Source organism: Thermococcus indicus (assembly GCF_006274605.1).
GTDB classification, from domain to species: Archaea; Methanobacteriota_B; Thermococci; order Thermococcales; family Thermococcaceae; genus Thermococcus; species Thermococcus indicus.
The window spans coordinates 1,472,443-1,496,861 of sequence record NZ_CP040846.1 but is presented as its reverse complement, the minus strand read 5'-3'; the positions used below and the strand labels follow the sequence as shown (position 1 = coordinate 1,496,861).

Here is a 24,419-nt window from a genome sequence, read left to right as displayed (position 1 = left end):
TTTTGATTCCCAATAATGGGGTAATAACCGGATTAATAAATCTTTGCTTCCCAGTTTCGGGAAGTCGGAAAAAGTTGAGAAAGGGATCAAAGGCTTACGGCCCCGGTGGTGTAGGCGTACAGGAAGTAGGCGTACACAGCCAGAAAAACACCCGCGGTAACCCTGTCTATCCTCCCCGTGAGCCTCAGGACGGCGGTTAGGAGCCCCATAACGAGGAGGGTCAGCGGCAGGGTGAAGGTGTAAACCGTCACATCCACCTTTATGGGGTTTATCAGGGACGCTATTCCTATGACCATGAGCACGTCGAGTATGTTGGCGCCGATTATGTTGCCGACGCTTATGTTGGGCAGCCTCTTGAGGGTGGCCATGAGGGAGTTCGTGAGCTCCGGCAGGGAGGTTCCTATGGACACCATCGTCAGACCGATTACGATTTCCGGAACACCGTATGCCCTGGCTATCGTTACGGCGCTGTCCACGACCAGTTTGGCGCCGATGACCACGACCAGACCGCTTCCGAGCATTATCAGGGCATCCCTGCGGGGGTCGCGGGTTCCGCCCTCGGGGAGTTCCTCGAGCGTCATATGCTTCCGGTAGAGGTAGTAGAGGAAGCCGAAGTAGATGAGTATGAGGCTGGCACCGTCGAGCCGGCTTATGGTCCCGTCGTGCATGAGCAGGCCCGCGTAGGCGGTGACGGCCACCATGAAGAGGGCGTTTTTCCAGGCGGTTCTCTCAACGCTGAGGGGCATTATCAGGGCCGAGACCCCGAGGATGAGGGCTATGTTGGCGAGGGCGCTCCCTATGGCGTTTCCCAGGGCGATGTCGGGGTTTCCCTGGTATGATGATATGGCAGAGACCGTTACCTCCGGCAGTGTGGTGGCGATGCTCGCGAGGACGAGTGCTATTATGAACTCGCTGACGCCGAACCCCTTGGCGACGCGGGAGGCCGCCTCCACGAAGTAATCGCTACCCTTGATGAGAAGGACCAGACCCACGGCGAAGAGGATTATTTCAACTATCAACTCTCTCACCAGAACAGGACTGGAAAGAGTGCTTAAAAGTTTATTTGAACCCGTGTCCCTCGGTGCCCTTCCCCTCCATCCTTATCACGTAGTCGGCCGCGTTCTGAAGGGCTACTGAAAAGCCGGGTTCAACGCCTATGGCTATGGTCTCTTTGCCTTTACGTTTGGCCTCGTTGATGAGGGGGAGAAAGTCCGCATCGCGGGTGGCCAGGGCGATGACCTCGACGTCCGAGTTGTAGATGAGCTCCATCGCCTCTATCGCTATCCTGACGTCCGTGTCACCGGCGACGATTATCGGCTCGAGTCCCTGATTGACGACGGCTTCGATGAGTCCCTGGGGGGCGTACTGGTTGAGAACAACCTTGGCAACGCGTATCTTGCCTATCCTCTCAAGCGCTTCCACTATGTCCTCGAGCTTTATCCCGAACTCCTTGCGGAGAATATTCGGACCGTCGATTATCAGGCCAATGCTCTTGCCCCTCACGTGCTTGGGGGGCTCGGCCTCGACCTCCTTTTCGCCCCTGCGGAGCACCTTGAAGAGGGTCTCCTTCATTCCTCATCACCCTTTGGGTTCAGGATTATCGTGTAGTCCGCCGCGTGCTTGAGGGCCGCGGAAAAGCCCGGCTCTATGCCGAGCACTATCGTCTCCTTGCCCTTCTCCTTGGCCTTGAGGATGACCGGGAGGAACTCCGCATTTCGGGTTGCTATGGCTATGGCATCGATGTTCGGGTTGTATATCTCGCGCATCGCCTCCACCGCGAGCTTCACCCCGGTCTCACCGGAGACGACCATGGTGTCGAACCCCTGGTTCGAGACGGCTTCGATGAGTCCCTGCGGGGCGTACTGGTTGAGAACAACCTTGGCAACGCGCAGGTCGCCGAGTCCCTCAAGGGCCTCGACTATGTCCTCGAGCTTTATCCCGAACTCCTTGCGAAGAATGTTCGGGCCATCAATGAGAAGGGCTATCCTCTTTCCCCGGCTCATCTTTCGCCGCATCATTCCGATGCTCTTCATCCCATCCTTCGTCATCGATATTATCCGCTCCCAGTTGCTGCCCGCCATAGGGAGTCACCGTTGAAATTGTCCAATCAATCACGCGATCAGAGTGATACACCCTACCTACGGGACAATCCTATAAAAAGGTTGATTCCCGGAAATCGTATGTCGTTATCGAGTGCGGGGATACAAGCCGCACAAAAAAGAGGGACTTAAAGGAGCCGCTTGTAGTAGTACCAGAGGCCCCTGATGATGTCGCGCACCTCTATCATGGTGAAGGTTTCGGTTCTGTCTATGAGCTTCGCGGTCTCCTCCCAGCTGTGGGCCTGGAGCACGCGGTAGATCAGGAGCTTTATCTGCCTCTCGTCTAGGTAGGGCTTCATCCAGCCGTCCAGGAAGTAGAGCTTCACTATCGGCTTGACCGCGTCGAGCACGGTGTCGTAGGTGAGAACCTTGCCCGTGAAGGCGTCCAGTCTCTTCTTCTGGACGTCAGTGAGGTGTATCTGATAATCCACGGCCTCACCGAAGGGGGTTTCGAAAAGCCAGCGCGCTATCTCGGGCTCAAGCTCCCTGTGGGTGTCGCCCAGCCACTCCGTGAGCCTGATTCTAAACTCATCGCTGGCCTGGCGAATGAGCCTCTTCGCCCTTTCGCTTATCGGCTTGAGGACTATCGCGGTGAACTCACCGCTGACAGGGTTCCTCGCCGGGCTGAGGTGCACCACCGCGAAGCCGTTCCTGACCCAGAAGCGGGCAAGCTCTTCACTTGCACCGAATCCGGAGCCAATCCAGTCGAGGCCCTTCTCACGCGCTTCCTTTTCAAGGAGCTCAAGGGCTTTGCTGCCCAGCCCCATGTCCATCGCGTCTGGATGCGTGGCTATGCGGACGATGCGGTAGCCCTTCAGCTTGGCGAACTCCTTGAGCATGTGGTGCTTGACCATCATGTCGGGGATTATGTTGCCGCGCGGCTTGTAGCCCTTGACCATCTTCTCGACGACCTTTTTGGGGATGTTACCTTCCCTGGCTATCTGAATCGCCGTCACTATCTTGCCGTTCTTGAGGCGGAGAACCCTCGCTTCATGGTGCGGCGCATCGGCGAGCAGGGCCACATCGCTCGGCCTGTTGCGGTAGTGGGCGAGGATGTAGATACCGACGAAGTTCCTGAGGTCTTCCCGGTCCTTTTCAAACCAGTCATCGAGGTCGGGCTCCTCAAAGTACACCTCGCCGTTCTTTATCAGCCTGTAATCTTCCTCCGTGAGCTCAACCGGCTCCGCATCGAGCAGGAGGACGTCGAAGAGCCACTTCTCGATGGGGTCACCTTCCGCATAGCGTATCGGCTCGTCCATGTGAAGCTCACTGAACCTGCGCTTCTCACGGGCCTTCTTCAGGAACTTGACCGAGAATCCCCTTCCGGCTCCCTCGTAGCCGTGAATCGTGGAGGAGTAAACGACGCGGGGCTTGTCGAGGTACCTGCGGAGTATGGGAACGTGGATTCCAGCGGCCTCGTCCAGGATGTAGAGGTCGGCGCTCTTGCGGTATCCCTCGGCCGGCGGGTAATAGCGCAGTCCAATCTTCCTCGCGTAGAGCTCCTTTATTAGGCCCTTCTCCTCCACGACGTGAGGCTTAAAGCCCAGTCTCTCGAGGGCGCGCTTTGCGAAGCGGAAGAGGGCCTGGACGTTCTCCGGCTCGGGGGCGGTTACAACGATGCGGGTGCGCTTGTTAAGGGCGAGGGCAAGTCCTATCGCAGCTATCCCGACGGAGACGCTCTTTCCACGACCCCTGTCCGCCGTGAGGACGAGCATGCCCTCCTCCTCGACCAGCCCCTCGAAGGCCCTCAGAACCTCGACCTGGCCCTCGGTGAGCGCCATCTCGTACAGCTCGCGCGGGAAAACCGTCTCGCCTGGAATCTCAACGCCCCTGCGGCCCTTAATCTTTGCCTGGGTCTTGTTCCGCTTCGGCTTCTTCTTGAGCTTGCCGTTCTCGGTGATGATGTATATCCCGTCGTATTCGGTGAACTTACGGATGATGCGCCTGTTGAAGCGCTTCTTCACGTCGTCTATCGTGTAGGGCGGCGTGACGAGGCTCTTGTGGAAGCCCGTCCACATCTTCTTCCACTTCTCAAAGGGATGGGCCAGGATGAAGATGAGCCCCCCTCCGCGGACGGTCTCGATTATCCTCCCGAGGTCGTTGGGGGAGTAGTCGTAGCTCATGTCCAGGACGAGCAGGTCGTACGTCCTTCCGAGTATGTCGCGGGTATGCTTGAAGGTCACGGCCTTCACATCGGCGTTTGAGCCTGCTAAGACGTCAAAGTGCTTTCTGAATGCTTCGTAGCGCTTCCGCCCGAAGGTGTCCTCTCCCAGGGCGTCCGTCGCGTAGAGGACCTGTATCCCATCCTCACTCTCATCGCGGAGGCGCTTTTTCTTTAGTTCCTCCAGGGCATCGCCCAAAACGCGCGCTGAAGCCCCGGCCAGAATTCCGGCCAGCTCCGCCTTTCGCGGCGTATCGCCCTCTATCAGAATCATCCTTCTGTGGAACTTCTCAAGCGCCTGCGCCAGGGCAGTCTCGGTGAGCCTGAGAACATCGTCCTTAACCTTCTCGCCTTTGGCGTATTCTCTCACTTCCTTATCAAAGCGGACCTTGACGGTCACGGCCGCCACCTCCCGGATAAAGGGGAGAAGGGGGATTTAAAAAGATAGCTCAACCGTCTTGATTGCGGAAGTGGACCCCTATGGCGCACCGGGTCGGGAAGTTCATCTAAAGAATCCGCTCGCCCCTCCCTGCTATTTCCTCCCAGGCTTCCTGTAGTCACCCTCATTGATGTTAGCCCCTTTCGAGCGGTTCCTTTCTAAGAGTCTCAGTCTCCTTCGGGCACCTCAGACGCATACTTCACCACCCGCCCCTCCCGAATTCAAACGTCATGATCGTTATGTTTTCACAGAACCTGAACTCTTTCCATGACCTCTCCAGCCCCTCGAGGGAAGCGGACATCACGGCATCAACGGCACCCTCGTCCAGTTCCCCTGCCCCGAGCAGGTCTTCCCGGACCAGCGATACCAAGGCGTCATCGATTTCCAGCCTTTCGGGCCACGAAGGAAGAGAATAGACGTAGAGCACAGTGGTTTCTTCGGACAAATTGTCGAGTAGCCCTTCCGCCCTCTCCAGGAGAAGTGCCAGCGTTATCGAGAGAACCCTCCCGTTCCACCTCTCGACACGGACGTACTCCGTGGAGCCGATGGCGTCGAGCAGAATGGAGTCTACCGCGGCATTGCGACGGACGTAATAATCCCTCTCGCCGCAGAAATTCAACCTATCCACCCATTTTGACCTGACACCGAGGAGTGGGTCGTGTTCCTGGAGGAGGCCGTAGGAGACAAGGGAAACCCCGACGATAACGGCAAGAATGAGCGCCAGGTTCCTGGAATCCGAGAGCACCTCAATCAGGACGTCAAGCCTAGAAAGTAGAAGAATCGTACCCGCGATGAGAAGCAGGGAAAGCACAATCTCCCCCGGAAGTGGATTCCCCCTGTAGAAAAGTCTGTACGGGTAGGGAGGCTCCATTAAAACCGCCGTCACGTTCTCCCCACGTTTAAAATTCTCCAGCTCGGCCCTGACCCCAAGGGTTCTCCTGAGCAGGCTCGCGGCTTGGATGAGGACTGATTCGTTCCCCGTTTCAGACCAGAGTTCGATGTACTCTGCCGTGAGGTTTAGGTAATCCAAGTAGGAAGTCTCGAGAGACTGAAGCTCCAACCGGTAGTATTCGTCGGGCTTCCCAGCCCTTCCCCTAACGAGGAGAACGTACGTGCCATCAGAGGGTTCGTAGGAGTATCCCACTATGGAATCCCTAATGGAACGAACGTACATCGAGGGCAGAAGCGGGCTGACGTTCGCCCGGTAGCGGGCAACGACGGATGTAGCGGGGCAGTCCTCCAGAACCTCGCCGACCTGACGATAGCTCCACCACTGGACGACGGCCAGGAGGGTCACGCCGACTATTACGAGCACCGCGAGGTATTTTCTCGTAAAGAGTTTCATCAAAACAACCAAAGTTAATGTCTTTAAATACCTTTCGCAGTTGCAAACACGCCGCGGAGACGGCTATCGAAACGCTAAGCTTTTATACGAAAAGAACCGAATTAGTTCGGTGGTTTCTATGGCGAAAGGCCTGAGCGAGAAAGACCTCGAAAAGTTCAAGCTCGTCGGGAACATCGACGCCTTCAGGAGAAAGCTCGTTTTCCAGGTAACGGAGATAAGCGTTGAAAAGGACGACTACTTCTCAAGGATCTACCTCTACGACGGCAGAAAGGTTAAGCCCTTCACCTCCGGAAAGAAGGACGGAAACCCGCGCTTCTCTCCGGACGGGAAGCTGATAGCCTTCACCTCAAAGCGCGATAAGGAGAGCAAGGAGGCCGAGCTGTACGTTATTCCAACCGACGGCGGCGAGGCGAGGCTTCTGACCAAGTTCAAGTACGGAATCAAGAACCTCCGCTTCACAGAGGACGGGAAGAGCATAGCGGTCGTTACGCCAATAGACGTTGAGAAGAAGCCGAAGGACGACGTCCACGTCATCAAGGAAATTCCTTTCTGGTTCAACGGCGTCGGCTGGGTCTACGGGAAGAGGAGCGTGGTCTATCTCGTTGACCTTGAGACCGGCAGGAAGAGGCGCATAACGCCGAAGAACCTCGACGTCTCGCAGATTAGGTTCTATGAAGGAAAGCTTTACTTCATAGCTCAAGAAGACCGCGAGAGGAAGCCGATGGTAAGCGACCTCCACGTCCTTGAGGGCAGGAAGGCGAAGCGCCTGACCCCTGGGGAGTGGAGCGTTCAGGACTTCATACCCCTCGACGATGGAACCTTCATCCTCAAGGCCAACACCCGCGAGCGCGGGATTCCGACGAACACCCACATCTACCACTACAGCCCAGAGACGGGCGAGATGAGGAAGCTCACCGCGGAACTCGACAGGGCTGCATACAACTCCCTAAACTGCGACGTCCGTGGCTCTCAAAGGGCCGAGCTGGTTTTCAAAGACGGCTGGGTTTATTACGTGGCAACGGACGGCCCGAGGGCGAACCTCTTTAGGGTAAACCTTAAAGGCAAAATCGAGCGTGTCATCGGTGGCGACAGGAGCGTCGAGAGTTTCGCGATAGGCGACCACATAGCCTTCACCGCCCAGGACGCGGTCACTCCGACGGAGCTCTACATGCTGAAGGACGGAAAGGAGAAAAAGCTTACCGACTTCAACGGCTGGATTAAAGACTACCCCCTCTCGAAGCCGGAGCAATTCAAGGTCAAGGCGAGCGACGGCGTTGAGATAGACTCATGGATAATGAAGCCCGTTGATTTCGAGCCTGGGAAGAAGTATCCCGCTGTTTTGGAGATTCACGGGGGGCCAAAGACTGCCTACGGCTACTCCTTCATGCATGAGTTCCACGTTCTTACTGCCAAAGGCTTCGTCGTGATATTCTCCAACCCGCGCGGTAGCGACGGCTACGGCGAGGACTTCGCAGACATAAGGGAGCACTACGGGGAGAGAGATTACCAGGACCTGATGGAGGTCGTTGACGAGGCGCTGAAGCGCTTCGACTTCATTGACGGGGAGAGGATAGGAGTTACCGGCGGTTCCTACGGCGGCTTCATGACCAACTGGATAGTCGGACACACGAAGCGCTTCAAAGCGGCGGTAACCCAGAGGTCGATCTCCAACTGGGTGAGCTTCTTCGGGACGACGGATATCGGCTATTTCTTCGCCCCGGACCAGATAGGCGGCGACCCCTGGAGCAACACTGAAGGCTACTGGGAGAAGAGCCCGCTGAAGTACGCGCCGAACGTTGAAACGCCTCTGCTGATAATCCACAGCATGGAGGACTACCGCTGCTGGCTTCCGGAGGCTCTCCAGTTCTACACGGCGCTCAAATACCTCGGCAAGACCGTTGAGCTGGCGCTCTTCCCCGGCGAGAACCACGACCTCAGCAGGGGCGGAAAGCCGAAGCACAGGGTCAAACGCTTGGAGCTGATTGCCGGGTGGTTTAAGAGGTGGTTGAAGGGGTGATTTTCCCTTTCTTTACTTTGGGTGGATAAAGGGAAAGTTCAGAGAGTTGAAGCTCTCAGGCTGATTTTCTCCTCATCAGGAGCCAGATTGTTAGGAAAACGAGAAATACCCCCACTGCGACGGTTTTGGGGTTGATGTTTCGTGTGTTCTCCTCTATCTCGAGAGTACTCAGGTTTCCGTCGTAGATGTAGAGCGCCCCATTTGACGCGATTAGGCATTCCCACCCGTTGCAACTGATTGCGTCGCAGGAATCTGTTATCTCCCTCGTGCCGTTCTTGGAGTGCTCGATGAGACCGTTGGAACACAGAAGGATTTTGTCGTTAAGGACATCAAAATCTTCCGCCCAGTTGTCAAGTTGTAGAGCCCTCTTAAAAGCCCCGTTGGAGTAAACGTAGATTCCTGTGCAGTTCATAAGGTAGAGCTTTTTCCCGACGATCTTTACCCTCACGCCGTTAATGAAACCGCAGGGAATCCTTCTCTCGACGCTTCCGTTCGGGGAAACCAAGAGAAGAGAGCAGTCTCCCATCATTGCTGATTCCGAGATTGGGACGTAGTAAGTTCTGTTGAAGTACGCGAAGCCCCTGCAGTCGTAGCTGTGGAATCTGAAGAGAACGGAGCCGTTTGGGGTTTGAACCACCACGCTGTCGGGGATAAACGTCTCCACAAGCCACTCGCGTCCGTTCCACGCTAAACCGCAGGGAGTCCCGTTGAGGTGGAGCGGAACCTTTGAGAGATGTCCGTTAGTTGAAACCATCGTTAGGTAATAGTTCCCGTTTTCTTCGCTCAGGAGGGCCCAGGTTGTTCCGTTCCAAGATACACTTATTGCATTTCCTAGGCCTAATGTAAATAATTCAAAAGTAACCAGGAGGAGAATGACACTTCTAAATACATTGATTCTTTTCATTACCTCACCACTTTTAGATAGTCGTTGAGGTCTGTGCTAAAATAGTAAACTACATATGGGAACTTCCCGAACCTTTTCTCAATGTCACGAAGTGACACTAAATAATCTCTTGCTCGCTCCGTACACTTTGTAGCATTACATCCGTACCCACAGTGCTCGCAATACCCTCTAACTGCTGAGTCCCATTCCATCTCGACACCAAATCCATTTTCATGGCAGAACCACATGAACTCGTTTAAATCTTGATAATTCATACCATTTGGTCTGTAGTAATCACCTTTAGTGTCGGTGACCATGTAGTAATGAGGTTGCGGAGCTACATGAGTAAATCCTACTTTTTGTACACATTTTCTTGTTAAATACAACGGATCACGGTTCTCCCATCTTTCTATGGGTATCCACAGTACAGGTTTTTTGTAAGTGTCTCTAATGTAACTCACAACGTTTTTTATTTTGGTAGAATCACTAGACACAGCCCCTGCTCCCTCTAGACTGAAGTAGTATCCTGTTACCCTCCTAGCCACAGTAGAGGATTCAACTTTAATTATCCAATCCTTCATATCCTCTAGAGTTCTGGGTGTTTTAGTAGCATCATAATATGGAATTTCCACCCATATTTCAAACCTCAAACCGGATTCTGCTACGAACTTTTTCATGTCACCCAAGAGCGTAGAAAAATCCGAATATTTTCCTTCGTCGGTGGACAATAGCACAACTCCATCGAAATATTTTATAAACTCTGCAATTTGTTCTTTAGGTGTAATTTTCTTTCCAGCATAATAGAACAATGCCAATCGAGTCATAGCATCACCATTAATAATTACTTGCTTAATAATATATAAACTTTTCGTTGTGAACAGTATTTAAAAGAAAATATCACAACAAGGGAAATCAAAGCGTATAGTCCAGAACCTTCCCAGCTTCCTCGATGTGCTCCGGATAAACGTTCTTGATCTCCGGGTGGAGGGCCTTGATGACCCTTCCGACGAGCACGAAGAGGGTTCCCGCGATGATGGGGAGCTCGTTGACGACATCCTCCTCAAGCGGGATGTCGCCGGGTATCTTCTTGAGGACGTACTTCCTGATGGGCTCAATCTGAACCTTCTCGTCCTCGATGACGGCCCTGAAGAGGTTGAGGCTGTTCCTGAAGCCCTTGGTAATCGGTATGTGGCGCATCTTTATCGTGCTCGAGCGCTCGGCCTTGGCGTTCTCGTAGGCCACCTCAAAGAGGTCGCTCAGCTTCTTCTCCACTATCTCCATCATCTCCTCTGCCCTCGGCTTGATGACCGCTAACTCGCAGGTTCTCTCGAGGATTTTCTGGAGCTGCGGATAGGGAATTATCATCTCGGCCATGGCTACCACCCCTCGGTTTTCTGGAGAGTTTTTAGTAACCTTAGGTATATAAAAATTTCGCTCAGAGAAGGAGCACAAGAACCATGAGGAGAACCATCACGACCGGCCCCATGAGGAATACCGCCACGGCGGATTCCTCTGTCGGTTCTTCTGGACCGTAGTGCTGGACGAGCCAGAGGCCAGCGAAGAAGCCGGCAGAGATGCCGATGAACCAGCCCGAGAGGCTCCCATTGAACCGGTAGCGGTTGAAGAGAAGCATTGCCCCGAAGAGCAGGGTTACACCAAGCAGTGCCCTTGCCGCGCTCCTCTGCCTGATGACGAGGGTGTAGGAGAGTGCCCAGGCCACGGTGAAGAGGAAGCCCAGGACCATTTCCATCAACATGCCAATCACCCTAAGAAGCCTCTTATCCCGGCCGCCTCTACTATCAGGGTTTCCTCGATTTCGCCCCTTAAAACCCTTGTCGTCAGTTCGAGGTGCCTCTCGTCCAGTTCGTAGTCCCCAGCCATTTCCGCGAGGGGTTTAAGGAACGGGAACCTCTCGGCGGCCTCCGGGTTGAAGTAACGGAAGGCGAACTCGATGTCCCGATAAAGGCCCAAGTAATAGTCGCCGAGGAATTCGAGCTCCCTCTCGCTCAGTGCACTCAGGCCGAGGAGCTCCGGCGGGATTCCGAGGGAGTAGAGAGAGGCCGTGAACTTTATCGCCCTTGGTAACGCCGAGCCGTTCACCTCGCGCGAGTAGCCGAAGAGGCCAATGTGGAGCTTCCTCCGCCTCCTCGACGGGACGAACTTCGCGACCTCCCTGATGAAGGGGGCGAGTGCCCTGAGCTCCTCCGAGTATCTGGCCTCGTACTTCTTAAGGATTTCAAACGCCTCTGCCGGAACGGGTTGAGCTTTTCCTCTTTTGGATTCCCCGATCCGCTCAACGGCCTTTATGACGTCCTTCGGCGTCCTGTCGTATTTGAACGAGCTCTGAATTGTGAAGGTCTGGACGTTTGGATATTCTGCCAGAACCCCCTCGACGTTCTCCGGCGTGAAGTGCCCCCTGAACGGCGCGCCGCCGACGCCTATTATCGGGTAGATTGGAATCCCCAGCTCTTCCTCAAGCCCCTGAAGTTCGAAGAGCGCCAGCTTGTCGTAGAGCACCGCGCTTATGAGGCCGTAGTTCATCGCAGGGTCGCTCCTGGCAAGGAAAACGCGCTGACCTTCGACCTCTTTCCCTTGGAGGTACTCCCTCACGATGTCCGCCGCGCCCAATATGGCCTCTCTGCTCTCGAAGAGGGGAATGACGCCTATCTCTGAGGGATAGAACTCCCCTATCCACTCATGGAGCTTGATGTCGTGAACCCGCTTGTACTGCTTTCCGGCTATGTAGTGCCTGTAGAGCTCGTAAACCCTGTTCAGTTCCTGGGAAGATGTCGTCATCGGGAGGATGACCTCGAATATCGGCGGAAGCTCCTCGCCGTAGAACAGCCTCGCGTAGTCCGCCGAGCGGGGTATGGCTTCTAAGGTCTCGAGGAGGAGTTTTGCCTCAGCCTTTTCGACGCTGGGGTTGGGAACGCGCGGTGTCAGTCTGAGTTCCTTCCCGAGCTTTTTGCGCTTGAAGAAATAGCCATAGCGTTCAAATAACTTCTTGACGACGAACTCGTCAACCTCCTTGCCCTCGAAGTCCCACATCTGCTCGTCTATCCCCAGCACACTGAAGGCGTAGAAAGCCTCAGTAACTTCGTCCTCACCGCCCATCGTCGGACTGCCCGTGAAAAAGGGAATAAATACGTTGTCAGGATGCTGAGTGCTCATAGTTCTTGGTATCATTTATCCCACCAAAGTGGCAAAGAACCGGCAGGATTTAAGATTTTTGGAGAGAAATTCGCACAAATGACAGAAAGCTGGAAAAAGGTTTTTAAACGACCCGCCCTACTTCGGCCCATGAGGGCGTACATCTTGGCGTTTCCGGAGAAGCGGTGGGAGAACTACACCCTCCCCGTTGCGGACGATCCCGTCGTTAGACTAACGGAGATGAGGCTCCTCACGAGCAAGAGGATAGACGAGGTCATCACGGTGGTCAGGAGGGACAAACTCAAAACCTATTCCCTACACGTCTCGAACCCCCTTCCCGTTTCCGCGAAGAGCAAAATGGAGGCCCTCCTGAAAGCCCTCCCCGGGGAGCCGTTCTTCTTGGCCGAGGGCAACATGCCCCTGATAATGCCCTTTCTCGTGAACTACATGACAGGGCTCTTCTACGAGAACGAGCCGGAGGCGCTGATACCCCTCTGGAAGGATGGGACGGCCGAGGTTACGCACGCGGTTTACGAGCCCGACGCCCTGGAAGACGCGATAAACGCGGCCCTGGCCGAGGGTTACAGGAGTTTGAGCCGAATAACGGAGTTCCTCGACTACGAGCCTCTGTCCATTGAGGAACTGGCGAAGAGGAACCCAAAGGTGACGCTGAGCTTTTTCAGGGTGAGGAACTCATTCGACGTCAGGTTCGCGGCGGAGACCCTTAGAGAACTGAAACAAATTTGATTGTAAATCTTCCAAAATTGTGTAAAAAGACTTAAATAGTGCAAAGCATACAATAGATTAAGGGTAGAAGTCCTTAAAGTTCTTCTGCTCGGTTCGGACCAAGGGAGAGATTATTATGAAAAAAATTTTAAGCGCAGCGTTATCGCTGCTTGTGTTGTTTAGTTTAATGGCCATGGCTGGCCCGCCATCCGCCTCGGCCAAACCGCTGACGGATTACAACGTACTGATTTTGAAAAATTCTGATGCGTGGGGTACGCCCGCTGTCGAGGACACCCTCACGGATATGGGGGTACCATACGACGTTATGACGAGTACTGAACTTCAAAGCAGGACATCCCAGGATCTTATAAGCGCATACGATATGATCGTCATTGTCAGTGACCAGGGACAGCAGTTTTACGATGAGATGGGGTCTCAGATGGACAAACTTGAGGAATATGTACGGGCCGGAAATGTCCTTGAGATACACGCTGCCAACTGGGGATGGGGCGGCGGATTGTGGACCACACCGCTTCCCGGTGGGGTGGAGATAAGGAGGAGCTATTCAAGCCACGATTATGTACTTGCCAACGGTACAACCCTCACCAGCAGCTACGCAAGCCACGGCTACTTCGTCGGCCTGCCCGCTAATGCGGAGATAATAACCGTACAGGCTCCCACTGGGGCCCCCGACAACACCAAGCCGAGCACAGTATTGTACCCCCTTGGGAGCGGTAAGGTCTTAGTAACGGGTCTGACCATTGAGTACAGCGTTGCAAGAATGGGATCCGACTGGGTCGCTTTCTATAAGGAAATGGTGACCCTGAACCTCGGTTATTCAACCCCGGCACCCGTCGTAAGCTCCCGGAGAGTGAGCTTTATGATGCTCAACTTCTATTACTACCGCCGCTACACGGCCCTTCTTGAAAAATACAACGCACTCTATCTCGAGGCCGTTGAGGGTGGGCTGGACAACGAGACACTCATGATGGCGCAGGGCTACAATTCAACCGCGGCGGAGTACTACACCAATGCAAGTAGATACGGACCGGTTCTTGGGAACCTGAGGAAACTCCAGATATTGCCTGATATGCGGGAAGCGGCGCTTCATCAGAAGCAGGCAGTAAAAACCCTGAAAGATGCGATGGCGGAGCCCTGATCAGCCATCACACCGTTTCCACAATTTTTCTGACCATCTGTGCTACACTCACGGCCACGGCAGCCTTTAGGACATCAAACGGCATGAAGGGCAGCACCCCAAGCCTGAAAGCATTCTCGAAGTCCCCGTTCATGAAGAAAGCGAGCCTGAGCCAGCCCAGGAGATAGATGACCGCGATGCCGCCCAGGGAGCCCGCGAGCATGCCCGCTTTTTTCTCCGTTTTTTCCGTTAGGTATCCTGCTATAAAAGCCGCTATTGGAAACGCAGCTATGTAACCCCCGGTTGGCCCGTAGAGGATGGCGAAGCCGCCCTGAAGGCCCGCAAACACGGGGATCCCCACCGTACCCATGGCCACGTAAACGAGCTGGCTTAAAAAGCCGAGCCTGGCGCCGAGGACGAGTCCCCCGAGGAGAACGAACAGAACCTGAAGCGTTATCGGAACCGGGCCTATAGGGATGCTTATTTGAGCACCCACCGCCGTAAGGGCGGCAAAGAGCGCCGCAAACGCCACGTTCCTACTGTCCATCCTGCCACCCTCCTTCCCGTTACCCGCAGGCAGACGTTAATCTTTAAAATATTTTAGTTAACGAAAATCGATGGCCGTGAGGGGACTCATCAGGGACAGCCGTGTTAAGAGGGGCATCCTTGGCATGCTCCGGAGGGGTGAGAGGGTATCCGGCGACACCATGGCTGCGGAGCTGGAGGTGTCCCGGGTCGCCGTATGGAAGCATGTGAAAGAGCTGACCGCCCTTGGCTATACCATAGATTCCTCCAGGAAGGGCTATATGCTCCTCTCCGAGCCAGGAGAGCCGTACCCGTGGGAGCTGAACGTGAGGAGCTACTACGTCCTGAGAACGCCTTCGACCATGGACGTTGCAGGGAAGCTCGCGGAGGAGGGGGAGCCCGAATGGACGTTCGTCATAGCCCGGGAGCAGACATCGGGCAGGGGACGCAGGGGGAGCCGCTGGGCATCCAGGAGGGGAGGACTGTACTTCTCAGTTATTCTCAGGCCGGAGATGAGGCTGGCGGATGTGTCCGAACTGGTGCCCCCGACGCTCGACGCGATTGTTCGGACACTGTCCCGCTATGGAATCGAAGCGGAGCGGCGGGAATGCGGGGTCTATGTGGAGGGGAGAAAAACGGCCGGCGTGCTGGTGGAGGCCGCGGGTGAGCTGGACAGGGTGAGGTACGCCGTCATTGGAGTGGGCCTCAACGTCTCCAACCCCGTGCCGGCGGGCGCAGTTTCGGTTGCGGAGATACTCGGGAACGCACCGTCCCTCCTGGAGGTTTCGAGGGTTCTGTTCGGTGAACTCATGAGTTCGCTGGGAACTTTTTTAAATCCCGGGACGGAAGTGGGAAGCGATGCTGAGGGCTGAAGACGTCTGGCACGTCTATGAGAATGGCAGGGAAGCTCTGAAGGGAGTAAGCTTCGAGATGGGGGAGGAAATAGTCGCGTTAGTTGGCCCCAACGGGAGCGGAAAAACCACCCTTGCGAAGCACCTCAACGGCCTCCTGAAGCCCACCCGGGGAAGGGTGACGGTTGATGGCATGGACACGCGCGAACACACCGTCGCCGAGCTGAGCACAAAGGTGGGCTACGTCTTTCAGAACCCCGAGCACATGTTCTTCGAGGAGAACGTGTTCCGCGAGGTTGCCTTCGGGCCGCGGAACCTCGGACTGGGTGAAGAGGAGGTTGAAGAGAGGGTTCGGTGGGCGCTGAGGGCGGTCAATCTGGAGGGGTACTGGGAGAGGACACCGTACTCAATGAGCGGCGGCGAGAAGCAGAGGCTGGCGATAGCCTGCGTTCTGGCGATGAGGCCGAAGTACCTCATCCTGGACGAACCAACGACCGGGCTGGACGCGAGGAGTTCCTCAAGTGTCATCGATGCCGTGAGGAAGCTCCGCTCCGAGGGGCACGGGATACTGCTCATAACACACGATATGGACCTGGTTCTGGAGCTGGCCGAGAGGGTCCTCCTGCTGCACGACGGCAGAAAGGTCTTCGATGGCCCCGTGGAGGAGTTCTTCTCGCTTGAGCTTCATGATTTCGGACTTGAGAAGCCCGAACTTCTCAGGATAAGCGAGGGCGCGGGAGTGGGCTTCGTGAGAAGTGTTCGTGAGCTGGTCGATGCCCTGGCGGGTGATGCGAGATGATCTACCCATTCTACACTGAGAAGGACTCACTCCTGCACTCCCTCGACCCCAGGGTCAAGATAATCGGAACCATCGCCGGGATAGCGGCGATTATGCTGTACAACGACCCCAAAATCCTGATACCCCTGTTCTTCGCTTTCCTGCTCGTCGGAAGGCTTCTCGGCGGGGTAGAGATACGGGAGCAGATAAAGCTCCTCAAACCCCTCCTGCCGATAGTCATCATAACCCTCGTGGTGTGGCCCATCATCTACGAGCCGAGGCTCAGGGGGCTGCTCTTCGGTGTTTCTTTCGCCATGAGGCTGCTCACGTTTGCGCTGATAACGTTCCTCCTGCTGATGACGACGACCCAGCACGACCTAATACTTGGTTTCGTGAGGCTGGGCATGCCCTACGAGTTTGGTCTGACGATCTCGATAGCCCTCCGCTACATTCCGACACTCTACGTGCTGTCCAGAAACATAACCGATGCCCAGAGGAGCCGCGGCTGGGAAGTCGAGAAGGGGAATTTCCTGGTGAGGGCAAAGAAGATGACGGCAGTTCTCATCCCCCTGCTCGTTGCCTCCCTCAAAACCGCCCACGAGCTGAGCATAGCACTCGAGAGCAGGGCGCTCGGGGCGGGCAAAAAGAGAACGTTCCTCTACGATATCGAGATGAAGGGCAGGGACTACGCGGCCACCGCGATCATATTAATCCTCTTCGGACTGGCGCTCTACGTCCGCTACGGCCTGGGACTCGGCCACGTGAGCATATACGGCTAGAGAAGGGGTTTTATCAGGGAGTCTATGGGTATCGAGTGGTCCCCAACTGCGGAGACGTAGTCGGGGGGCGCTTTCAGGACGGTCATGTTGAGCCTGTAGTGACCGCGGTAGGAGCTGGTTCTCAGAACGGCCAGCGCCTCGAATATCTCCGGCAGGTCGTAGAGGCGCCTAAACTCGCCGGGAAGGTCGAGCTCGTTGAGCTCTATGGTACTGTGTCCCAGAACCAGGATGAGCCCCTTTCTGTCAACCAGCTTCCTGACCTCAACCACGCTCTCGGCGGAGCGGTTGAGGAGCACAGGGAACGAAGAAACCACCACTAGGGAGCCATCATCAACGACGTTGAGAGCCTGGAGGAGTTCCTCAACCGAGTAGACGTTGCCGGCGTAGAGGTTGGAAACGTCCTCCGCGAGGCGCTTCAGAACCTTGACCGAAAACGATGCCCCTGGGCCTATATGGTAAACGGGGCCATCCTTAAGAGCGTTCGCTACGAGGTGGTATAGAAAAGCCGTCTCGGCCAGCTCGTCGGTTGAGATTACCCCCGCTAGGCTCCCCTCGCTGAGACCGAAGGGGAACCCCTCGAAGGGCTTCACCTCCCTGGATTGGAGCTCGGCCGGTTTGAAAAACATAGGCATCACATAGCTTAGCGCGCTGGGGATATTTATACCTTACCCAAAAAGAGAAACTCAGAGCGCCGCGAGGGCGCCGATCGTGAATATCCCCAAGAACGCAAGGATTCCCATTACGATGCCGGCTATCACGGCCGAGAGTATCCACGCGAGGAAGGCCCTGAGCCAGCCGGTGTCAAAAACCGCCTTGATGACCCACAGGTTCGTGAGGAACGCCGCTATGGGGCCAAGGGGTCCCAAAACCGCTCCGACCAGAGAGCCAACGATGGCGGCCAGTATTCCACCACCGAGTATCGCGATCATCGCCTTCCCTATAGAGGCGTTTTTGATGCCGATGAGCTTCGCAGCCATCCACAGGAACAGGGCCGCTATGAACAGCGCCAGCAGAAAGCCCAGTATCATCGCGGCGCCGATTCCAAAGACCATCGCAGGTCCATGCACCATTTTCTCACCCCCAACCATTGTTAGAGCACGATTTATTAAAGTTCCCGTTCTCGTCCAAAAGGCCTTTAAAGGAGAAGGGCGACTCAGGCAGGGGGAGAAAGATGCTGGAATCATTGTGGAACGAGCTCTGGGGCTTCATCTACAAATACTTCTGGGAGCCGATGTTCACGAGAAGCGGCTACAACCCAATCAACACGCTCGTGTATGCGTTTATGCTCGGCTTCGGAGCCATATATACATATAGGTATATACTGAAACCCCTCAAGATTAAAATCGACAGGACGCTCTTCATCGCGGTCACCCTGATGGTCGTCTTCGGCTCCACGGTGAGGGCCCTCGTCGATGGGGGCATACTTCCACAGAACCCCCTGATACTCACTCCGGGAATTTTCTTCACGACGTTCTTCATAATGCTCCCCGCCATAGTCCTGGACGCGAAGCTGAAGACCTACCCCAAGCTGACCTTCGGCTGGGGCATTATCCTGGCCCTCTGGGCCAACTACCTCCTCGTAACTCACGCGAAGAGCTGGGAGCCCTACGAGCTGACGCTCCTGCACACGCTCGTCTCGTGGATTCCGGCGCTACTGATATACAAGTACAGGCCCTTCGACAGGCTCTACCTCTACGCGGTTTTAGCGCACCTCTACGACATGGGCTCAACGGTCGTTGCCATACACTTCTACGGCTACCGCGAGGTACACTGGCTGGAGAACATTCTGGTCCAGCACTTCGGGGCTTACTTCTACTACCCCTGGATAACCTTCATTCTCGTTGTGGTCTACTACGGCCTCCAGAAACTGGTTCCTGATGAGGAGGAGAGGCGCCTGTGGTACCTCATGGTCTACGTTCTCGGCCTGGGGCCGGCCATAAGGGATCCGGCCCAGCTGGTACTCCAGATAGGGGGCTGAGCCTTCAGCCGCCCCTCTTCCCTCTTCCACCCGGTCTTCTCCGAGTGTGACCGCTCTTCTCCGGTTTTCCATTGTCTCTCCTACCCGCAAACCCCTGGTGGCTTCTCTCCTCCCCGCGGTCCCTGCGTATCGTTCTGCCCTCCTCAATCTCCCTCCTGAGAAGCTTTGCCTCGTTCTCAGTGCTCCTCACTCTGAAAACCCTGGCTATCCTCTCCACCGCCTCAAGCTTTCTGACTATTCCGTCGAGCCACGTGAAGACGTCGCCCGGATAGACTATCAGCCCGTAGACCTTCCTGAAGTGCTCCGCTATTTGGGTCGGGTGCCTTCCGTTCCTCCTCAGCTCGATTATCATGTCGCTGACGCGTTCCATGGCATAGTCGGTGCAGTCGTCTTCACCGCACATGAAGAACTCCTGGTAGAGCGTGAAGAGCCTCTCAGCGGCGTTTGGACTGAGTTCGGGGATGACCTTGTCGAGCTCCTCAAGGATAGACGAAAAGCTCGGCGAGAAGACGTTGGCGCTCAGCCTCCCCCTCACTGCGCCCTCAAGCTCCCTCTGGAGCGTCCCGCTCAGGTAGAGGTTCTCGAAGGGCAGTAGCTTGACGGCTATCCACCGGGCCGGCTTCTTTCCAAGGTTGTTCCTAATGAAGGACGCCTCCTTTGGGAGGAGGAAGCTCATGCTCACGGCCCTTCCGTAGGGTGTAACCTCGACCAAGGAGCCTTTAAGCCGGACGAAATCGTACTCCTCAAGCTTTTCGAGGACCTTTTCCGCGCTCTGGTTGGCACCGAGGCATTTGCTCTGAACCTCCTCGATGACGTCGAGCCGGTTGAAGACGCAGGAATGAGCCAAAACGTTGTCCTGCTCCAGCTCGTCGCTCCATTCCACCATCACGGGCTCGATTGGAGCGGTCAAAAGCCTGAATGCAACCTCGTCCTCCGAGCTTTCCATTTGGGCAGAATACTTCCGTCCCGGCTCAACTATGAGGTAGACCCTGCCCTTCTCGTGGTAGAGGGGCCTTCCTGCTCTTCCAAGCATCTGGTGGAACTCCCTGACGGTCAGCCACTTGTTGCCCATGGCGAGGCTCTCGAAGATTACCTGGGAGGCTGGAAAGTCAACCCCGGCTCCAAGGGCCGCTGTGGTGACCACAACGTCGAGCCTTTGAGCCAGGAACTCCATCTCGGTGAGCTTCCTCTGTCTGTAAGGCAGGCCGGAGTGGTAGGGTTTCGCCTTGAGACCCTTGCTCGTGAGGTAGGCAGAAAGCTCGTGCGTCCTCTTGCGCGAGAAGGTGAAGACTATCGTCTGCCCCTTGTAGCCCTGCCGGGATTTCCTCATCGCTTCGGCACGGCACAGAACCGCTATGTGGCGCCACTTCTCGGACTCGTTCCTCGCTATGATTATGTGCCTCTCCAAGTCCACCGGCCTCTCATCGTAGAGCACCAGCTTCAGGCCGAGCTCCCTGGCCAGCTCGTCGGAGTTCCCGACGGTGGCGCTGAGACCTATGAACTGCGCGCTCGGGTAGAGCTTCCTCAATCTAGCGATTAAACCGTCCAGCCTCGGTCCGCGCTCCTCGTCGTCGAGGGTGTGTATCTCGTCTATCACGATGGTTCCGACGTTCCCTATCCTCCTCCCCGCCCTGAGGAGGTAGTCTATTCCCTCGTAGGTTCCCACTATGATGTCCGCATCGATGCCCGTGTCAACGACCACAAGCTCGTCCCTCGTCTTAATCCTGCTCATTCCAACCCTTATCGCCACGCGAAGGCCGAGTTTCGAATACCTCCGCTTGAAGTCCTCGTACTTCTGGTTGGCCAGGGCGACGAGGGGAACGAGGAAGAGCATCTTCCTGCCTTTCATCGCCTTGGGAACTCCCGCCAGCTCGCCGATGAGGGTTTTGCCGCTGGCGGTGGCAGAGACTACGAGGAGGCTCTCGCCCTCAAGGAGGCCGTGCTTTACAGCTAAACTCTGAACCGGGAGGAGCTCGTTAACGCCTTCCGCCTTGAGAACGGATTTAAACTCCTCGGGAAGCGGGAGCTCGTCGAGGTGGATTTTTTCAACGCGCACGTGTTTGGCCTTCAGTTCGTCCCACCTGGTTATCTCCGGATGCCTCGTCGGATCGAAGCGGGGGTCGAAGGCGTAGAGAACCTTGTCGAGGTCTCTAAACCTGTCGAGGAGCTTTTTTGCCTGGTCAAACATGGCAACGCTCTTGAACCTGAAGCGGAGCTCCCTCTTCAGCTCATCCTCCGCACAGCGCTCGCAGATGTACTCGCCTTGGTATCTAATGCGGTTGCCCTCTGTGAGGACGGTTATCCTGCCGTCGAGGAGGCAGAGGCGGCAGAGTTCGGCGCGTTCAACCATCTTGTTCTGGAGCCTTCGCTTGAAGTAGTCCTCCCACTCGTCGGCGTTCACAAGGACTATCCTCGCCCCCCGGAGGAGCTTCTCGATCTCCTTAGGGTTGCGGTACTGACTGCCCTCAAGAACCTTGAAGAGCCTTCCCTCACGCATTATGAAGCGGTAAATTCTGTTAGCCTTCAGGTTCTTCATTGCGGTGAGTTTTTCGGGTTCGTTCTCGATAAAGAACGCCTCAAGCTCGTTCTTCTTCCTCCCGGGTCTCACGACGAAGAGCATTCTCACTCCCTCGCCAAGCGATCAGCGTTTTCCCGTCTCACGGGACACCCAGTTCTCCTTGAAGGTGTCTATTATGAGCGTAACCTCCACCCGTTCGAGGTTTTTGCCGAAGAATCGTTTGAGTCTTCCGGCAAAGGCCTTGACTTCATCCGTGTCGTGGAAGCTCGCCCTCACGAGTATCTGCCTCTCGCCGCTGCGCCGGTAGAGGCTCTGAACCTCATCCATGCGGGCAATCCTCATCAGAATCTGGTCGACCGTGTGGTCGTCTATGGCAAGCTTGAGCTCAAAGAACGCTTGGACGTATTCATCGAGGAAAGCCGGGTCAACGATGGCGGAGTAGCCCTTGATGGCCCCGAGCTTCTCCAGCTTTTCGACCCTGTTCTTCACGCTTGCCGGGGATAGGCCAACCCTCTTCCCGAGCTCGGTTAGGGTTATCCTGCCCTCCTTCCGGAGGATTCTGAGTATCTCCCTGTCCTTCTCGTCTATTCCCGGCATCGGTTTCACCAGCTAAAAGGAAGGAAAATCAGCGGGTGATCTTTATCTCCCGCATCAGCTCAAGCGGCTCGGGATTCCTCTCGAAGTAGTCCCTGACCGGCTTGAGGAGCTCGATGAGGTATTCAGCGACTGCGTTCTTGAGGTCGAGCGGGTGAAGCTTGCCCTCGGCGAAGTCCCGCTTAAGCTCCTCGATGGTCGTGTAGGTGACGTCGCCGCCGAACTTGGCGGGCCTGTGTATTGTGAACTCCGTCGGCTCCTCACGGAAGATTATGTACTCCGCCCAGTCGAGGACGGGGTTGTATTTGACCTCCCTGGCCGGGCAGAATGCCTTTCTCAGCTTCTGCTTTATCTCCTCCGGCGTGTCGTGGATGAAGACCGCCGAGTAGGGCTTGCTCTTGCTCATCTTCATCTGGGTCTTCAGCTCTTTGAACTGCTCCTCGCTCTCAATCGGCCAGACCGGCGGTTCCTGGAGGCCGAGGAGCAAGTGGTGGTGCAGAGCGACCGGCTTGAGCTTCTCGCCCTTCCACTCGAGGGCGTGGTACTTGAGCTTCTGGGCCACTTCGATTGCTATAACGTGGGCCTTCCTCTGATCCATCCCCGCGTGGGCTATGGTGACGCCCTGGTAGTAGATGTCCGCCACCTGCATGGCGGGGTAGATGAGCTTGGCAAAGTCTATGGCCTCACCCATCTGGCGGCCCATGATTGTTATGGAGCGCATCATTCTCGCGAGGGTGACGTTCTTGGAGATGTCTATGACCGTCTGCCAGTAGTCACCCTTCTCCAGTATCTCGCTCGCGAGAACGAACTCGACCTTGTCCGGGTCGCCGCCCATGACCTTTATGCTCTGCTTCATGCCCTCCTTGAAGTAGCTAAGCGCGACCTTCTGGATGACCTCGAGGTCTCCACCGAGCTTGTCGTTTATCCAGCTGTGCCAGTCCGCTAAGAAAATCCTCGTCTTGATTCCAGCCTTCTGGAGGTCGGCTATCTTTGCTCCCGCCATGAGTCCGGTTCCGAGGTGAATGTAACCGCTTATCTCAAATCCGATGTAGTGCTGCATTGGAACGCCGACTTCGAGCAGGTGTCTGAGGTTCTCCGCGGTCAGGAGCTCCTCCGTTGGCTTTCTCCCGATAAGTTCCATCCTCTTTTCGATGTCCATACTCACCACCTGAAGCCTGAACGGCACAAGCCTTTAAGGGTTTTACTGCAGGGAAAGTACAGCCGACGGCTTCGGGGATGGCTTAAAAGTTTAACCGAATCGAAAAACTTCCCACTTCATAAGATTTATAACTTCCTGAGCCTTAGATAACCCGGTGATACCATGAGGAAGGCTGCAATAATACTTGCGGTGTTTGTTTTCTTTGGTGTTTTTGGATTTGCCATGGCCAGTGCTACGACCGTCGGTGTTGACCTCGCCCACGGCGAGAGCGACAAGGGTCTGGCAGTTCTGACCGACAAGGACGGCAACGTTCTCGCTGAGGGAATGATAAAGACCATCAGCGACGTCAGCTGGGCATACATTGGGCCGGCCGAGAAGGCCGATGAGCTTGGAATCAAGCAGCTCGGCGAGAAGATAACCTACGACGCCATCAAGGACGTGGACTTCCTCATCCTCGGCCAGCCGACCCAGGCCTTCAGCCCGGACGAGGTTCAGGCCATCGTCCAGTGGTGGAACGACGGAAACAGGATCCTCTGGGTTGCTGGCGACTCCGACTACGGTGACGGCCCGCAGAGGATCGACTTCGTGGACACCATTCTCGACGCCATCGGTGCCAACCTCAGGCTCGACCAGTGCTCCGCCGAGGACGCCACCAGCAACGCTGGAGCCGGCTACCGTGTCGTCGGTCTCGTCAACCCGGACAGTGGAACCCCCGACAAGGACATGCTCACCAAGGACTTCAAGAACGGCGGCAAGGTCCTCTTCCACGGACCGGGTGTCGTTGCTTACGTCGATGAGAACGGCAACTGGCAGAGCCTCCACGGCGGAATAGCCGATGGGATATACATCATAGTCACCACCAGCGCCGACGGTCAGATCGTTGAGAACACCGACCCGGCGGCCCAGGCTTACACCGCCGGTGACGTTGGCGAGTTCCCGCTCATGGCCGTCCAGCTCTTCGAGGACAAGAAGAACGTCCTCGTTGTCAGCGGTGAGACCCCCTACGGCGGCTACGAGCCGATGTGGAGCCCGACCTACCACGGCGTTGACCTCGACGGCCCGCAGTTCGTCACCAACTTCATTCACTGGGCCGTCAGCGTCCAGCAGAACCTCGGTCAGACCGAGACTAGTGAGACCGGCGAGGGCGGAAGCACCTGCGGTCCGGCGGCTCTGATAGGCCTTGCCCTCATACCTCTTGCCCTCTACAGGAGGAGGAAGTGATCTCCTCCATTTTTTTGCCCGTTGAACCATTAATTTTTTATTGAGTTTCTCGAACCAC

The 24,419-nt window shown here is 55.9% G+C and carries 24 protein-coding genes; 8 read left to right on the top strand and 16 right to left on the bottom strand.

Annotation, left to right across the window (positions count from 1 at the left end):
• Positions 1 to 86 precede the first annotated feature (86 nt).
• The 5 genes from FH039_RS08220 to FH039_RS08200 all read right to left on the bottom strand — a co-directional run bounded on the left by FH039_RS08220 (position 87) and on the right by FH039_RS08200 (position 6,044).
• A complete protein-coding gene (locus FH039_RS08220) occupies positions 87 to 1,019 on the bottom strand; it encodes a calcium/sodium antiporter (protein ID WP_139681761.1) in 933 nt (310 codons plus the stop codon).
• 40 nt (positions 1,020 to 1,059) lie between these two features.
• Entirely contained in the window at positions 1,060 to 1,572 is a 513-nt protein-coding gene (locus FH039_RS08215; protein ID WP_139680925.1) for a TIGR00288 family NYN domain-containing protein, read from the bottom strand.
• Positions 1,569 to 2,081 carry a TIGR00288 family NYN domain-containing protein gene (locus tag FH039_RS08210; protein ID WP_139680924.1) on the bottom strand — a complete coding sequence of 171 codons (513 nt, stop codon included), beginning with the start codon at positions 2,079 to 2,081 and terminating at the stop codon, positions 1,569 to 1,571. Before FH039_RS08210 ends, FH039_RS08215 begins: the two co-directional genes overlap by 4 nt.
• A 146-nt stretch (positions 2,082 to 2,227) precedes the next feature.
• The gene (locus tag FH039_RS08205; protein WP_139680923.1) at positions 2,228 to 4,660 is read right to left on the bottom strand and encodes a tRNA(Met) cytidine acetyltransferase TmcA; all 2,433 of its coding nucleotides are present in this window, start codon (positions 4,658 to 4,660) and stop codon (positions 2,228 to 2,230) included.
• A gap of 238 nt (positions 4,661 to 4,898) precedes the next feature.
• A complete protein-coding gene (locus FH039_RS08200; protein ID WP_139680922.1) occupies positions 4,899 to 6,044 on the bottom strand; it encodes a hypothetical protein in 1,146 nt (381 codons plus the stop codon).
• A 118-nt stretch (positions 6,045 to 6,162) separates the two neighbouring features.
• On the opposite strand from FH039_RS08200, the gene FH039_RS08195 reads away from it, so the two are divergent.
• Positions 6,163 to 8,061, top strand: a complete 1,899-nt coding sequence (locus tag FH039_RS08195) for a dipeptidyl-peptidase 5 (RefSeq protein ID WP_139681760.1) — start codon at positions 6,163 to 6,165, stop codon at positions 8,059 to 8,061.
• Between the two features lie 55 nt (positions 8,062 to 8,116).
• Here FH039_RS08195 and FH039_RS08190 read toward each other — a convergent pair whose 3' ends face one another.
• From FH039_RS08190 to ppcA, 5 genes are all read right to left on the bottom strand, one after another.
• Positions 8,117 to 8,815, bottom strand: coding sequence for a hypothetical protein (locus tag FH039_RS08190; protein ID WP_139680921.1), 699 nt, complete (start codon positions 8,813 to 8,815; stop codon positions 8,117 to 8,119).
• Positions 8,816 to 8,964: 149 nt separating this feature from the next.
• Complete coding sequence (locus FH039_RS08185) at positions 8,965 to 9,768, bottom strand: DUF4855 domain-containing protein (protein ID WP_139680920.1); 804 nt, start codon at positions 9,766 to 9,768, stop codon at positions 8,965 to 8,967.
• Between the two features lie 88 nt (positions 9,769 to 9,856).
• Complete coding sequence (locus FH039_RS08180) at positions 9,857 to 10,318, bottom strand: DUF1931 family protein (RefSeq protein WP_139680919.1); 462 nt, start codon at positions 10,316 to 10,318, stop codon at positions 9,857 to 9,859.
• 61 nt (positions 10,319 to 10,379) lie between these two features.
• A complete protein-coding gene (locus tag FH039_RS08175; RefSeq protein ID WP_139680918.1) occupies positions 10,380 to 10,700 on the bottom strand; it encodes a hypothetical protein in 321 nt (106 codons plus the stop codon).
• Positions 10,701 to 10,705: 5 nt separating this feature from the next.
• The gene (gene ppcA / locus FH039_RS08170) at positions 10,706 to 12,130 is read right to left on the bottom strand and encodes a phosphoenolpyruvate carboxylase (RefSeq protein WP_139680917.1); all 1,425 of its coding nucleotides are present in this window, start codon (positions 12,128 to 12,130) and stop codon (positions 10,706 to 10,708) included.
• Between the two features lie 114 nt (positions 12,131 to 12,244).
• Between ppcA and mobA the strand changes: the two genes are divergently transcribed.
• Both mobA and FH039_RS08160 read left to right on the top strand, forming a co-directional pair.
• Complete coding sequence (gene mobA, locus FH039_RS08165; protein WP_139680916.1) at positions 12,245 to 12,841, top strand: molybdenum cofactor guanylyltransferase; 597 nt, start codon at positions 12,245 to 12,247, stop codon at positions 12,839 to 12,841.
• Between the two features lie 406 nt (positions 12,842 to 13,247).
• Entirely contained in the window at positions 13,248 to 13,979 is a 732-nt protein-coding gene (locus FH039_RS08160; protein WP_240703196.1) for a pyrolysin, read from the top strand.
• 7 nt (positions 13,980 to 13,986) lie between these two features.
• On the opposite strand, the gene FH039_RS08155 is transcribed toward FH039_RS08160, so the two are convergent.
• A complete protein-coding gene (locus FH039_RS08155) occupies positions 13,987 to 14,505 on the bottom strand; it encodes a biotin transporter BioY (RefSeq protein WP_139680915.1) in 519 nt (172 codons plus the stop codon).
• 70 nt (positions 14,506 to 14,575) lie between these two features.
• Here FH039_RS08155 and FH039_RS08150 point away from each other — a divergent pair, with 70 nt between their 5' ends.
• The 3 genes from FH039_RS08150 to FH039_RS08140 are packed head-to-tail and all read left to right on the top strand — an operon-like array spanning position 14,576 to position 16,891.
• On the top strand, positions 14,576 to 15,355 hold the full coding sequence (locus FH039_RS08150; protein ID WP_168188389.1) for a biotin--[acetyl-CoA-carboxylase] ligase: 780 nt from the start codon (positions 14,576 to 14,578) through the stop codon (positions 15,353 to 15,355).
• A complete protein-coding gene (locus FH039_RS08145) occupies positions 15,342 to 16,133 on the top strand; it encodes an energy-coupling factor ABC transporter ATP-binding protein (protein WP_139680914.1) in 792 nt (263 codons plus the stop codon). The genes FH039_RS08150 and FH039_RS08145 overlap by 14 nt, the downstream gene beginning before the upstream one ends.
• Entirely contained in the window at positions 16,130 to 16,891 is a 762-nt protein-coding gene (locus FH039_RS08140) for an energy-coupling factor transporter transmembrane component T family protein (protein WP_139680913.1), read from the top strand. Before FH039_RS08145 ends, FH039_RS08140 begins: the two co-directional genes overlap by 4 nt.
• Here the strand turns inward: FH039_RS08140 and FH039_RS08135 are convergent.
• Positions 16,888 to 17,523: a hypothetical protein gene (locus FH039_RS08135; RefSeq protein WP_240703195.1), complete on the bottom strand. Its 636-nt coding sequence runs from the start codon at positions 17,521 to 17,523 to the stop codon at positions 16,888 to 16,890. The two genes, FH039_RS08140 and FH039_RS08135, sit on opposite strands and share 4 nt — an antisense overlap.
• Before the next feature lie 51 nt (positions 17,524 to 17,574).
• Positions 17,575 to 17,961 (bottom strand): hypothetical protein, encoded by a 387-nt coding sequence (locus FH039_RS08130; RefSeq protein ID WP_139680912.1) that lies wholly within the window; start codon positions 17,959 to 17,961, stop codon positions 17,575 to 17,577.
• A gap of 101 nt (positions 17,962 to 18,062) precedes the next feature.
• Between FH039_RS08130 and FH039_RS08125 the strand changes: the two genes are divergently transcribed.
• Entirely contained in the window at positions 18,063 to 18,869 is an 807-nt protein-coding gene (locus FH039_RS08125; protein ID WP_139680911.1) for a DUF63 family protein, read from the top strand.
• Positions 18,870 to 18,873: 4 nt separating this feature from the next.
• On the opposite strand, the gene FH039_RS08120 is transcribed toward FH039_RS08125, so the two are convergent.
• The 3 genes from FH039_RS08120 to FH039_RS08110 are packed head-to-tail and all read right to left on the bottom strand — an operon-like array spanning position 18,874 to position 23,140.
• Positions 18,874 to 21,489: a DEAD/DEAH box helicase gene (locus tag FH039_RS08120; protein WP_139680910.1), complete on the bottom strand. Its 2,616-nt coding sequence runs from the start codon at positions 21,487 to 21,489 to the stop codon at positions 18,874 to 18,876.
• Positions 21,490 to 21,510: 21 nt separating this feature from the next.
• A complete protein-coding gene (locus tag FH039_RS08115; RefSeq protein WP_139680909.1) occupies positions 21,511 to 21,984 on the bottom strand; it encodes an Lrp/AsnC family transcriptional regulator in 474 nt (157 codons plus the stop codon).
• Between the two features lie 28 nt (positions 21,985 to 22,012).
• Positions 22,013 to 23,140 carry a tyrosine--tRNA ligase gene (locus FH039_RS08110; protein ID WP_139681756.1) on the bottom strand — a complete coding sequence of 376 codons (1,128 nt, stop codon included), beginning with the start codon at positions 23,138 to 23,140 and terminating at the stop codon, positions 22,013 to 22,015.
• 162 nt (positions 23,141 to 23,302) lie between these two features.
• Here FH039_RS08110 and FH039_RS08105 point away from each other — a divergent pair, with 162 nt between their 5' ends.
• Positions 23,303 to 24,361, top strand: coding sequence for a CGP-CTERM sorting domain-containing protein (locus tag FH039_RS08105; RefSeq protein ID WP_139680908.1), 1,059 nt, complete (start codon positions 23,303 to 23,305; stop codon positions 24,359 to 24,361).
• Positions 24,362 to 24,419 lie beyond the last annotated feature (58 nt).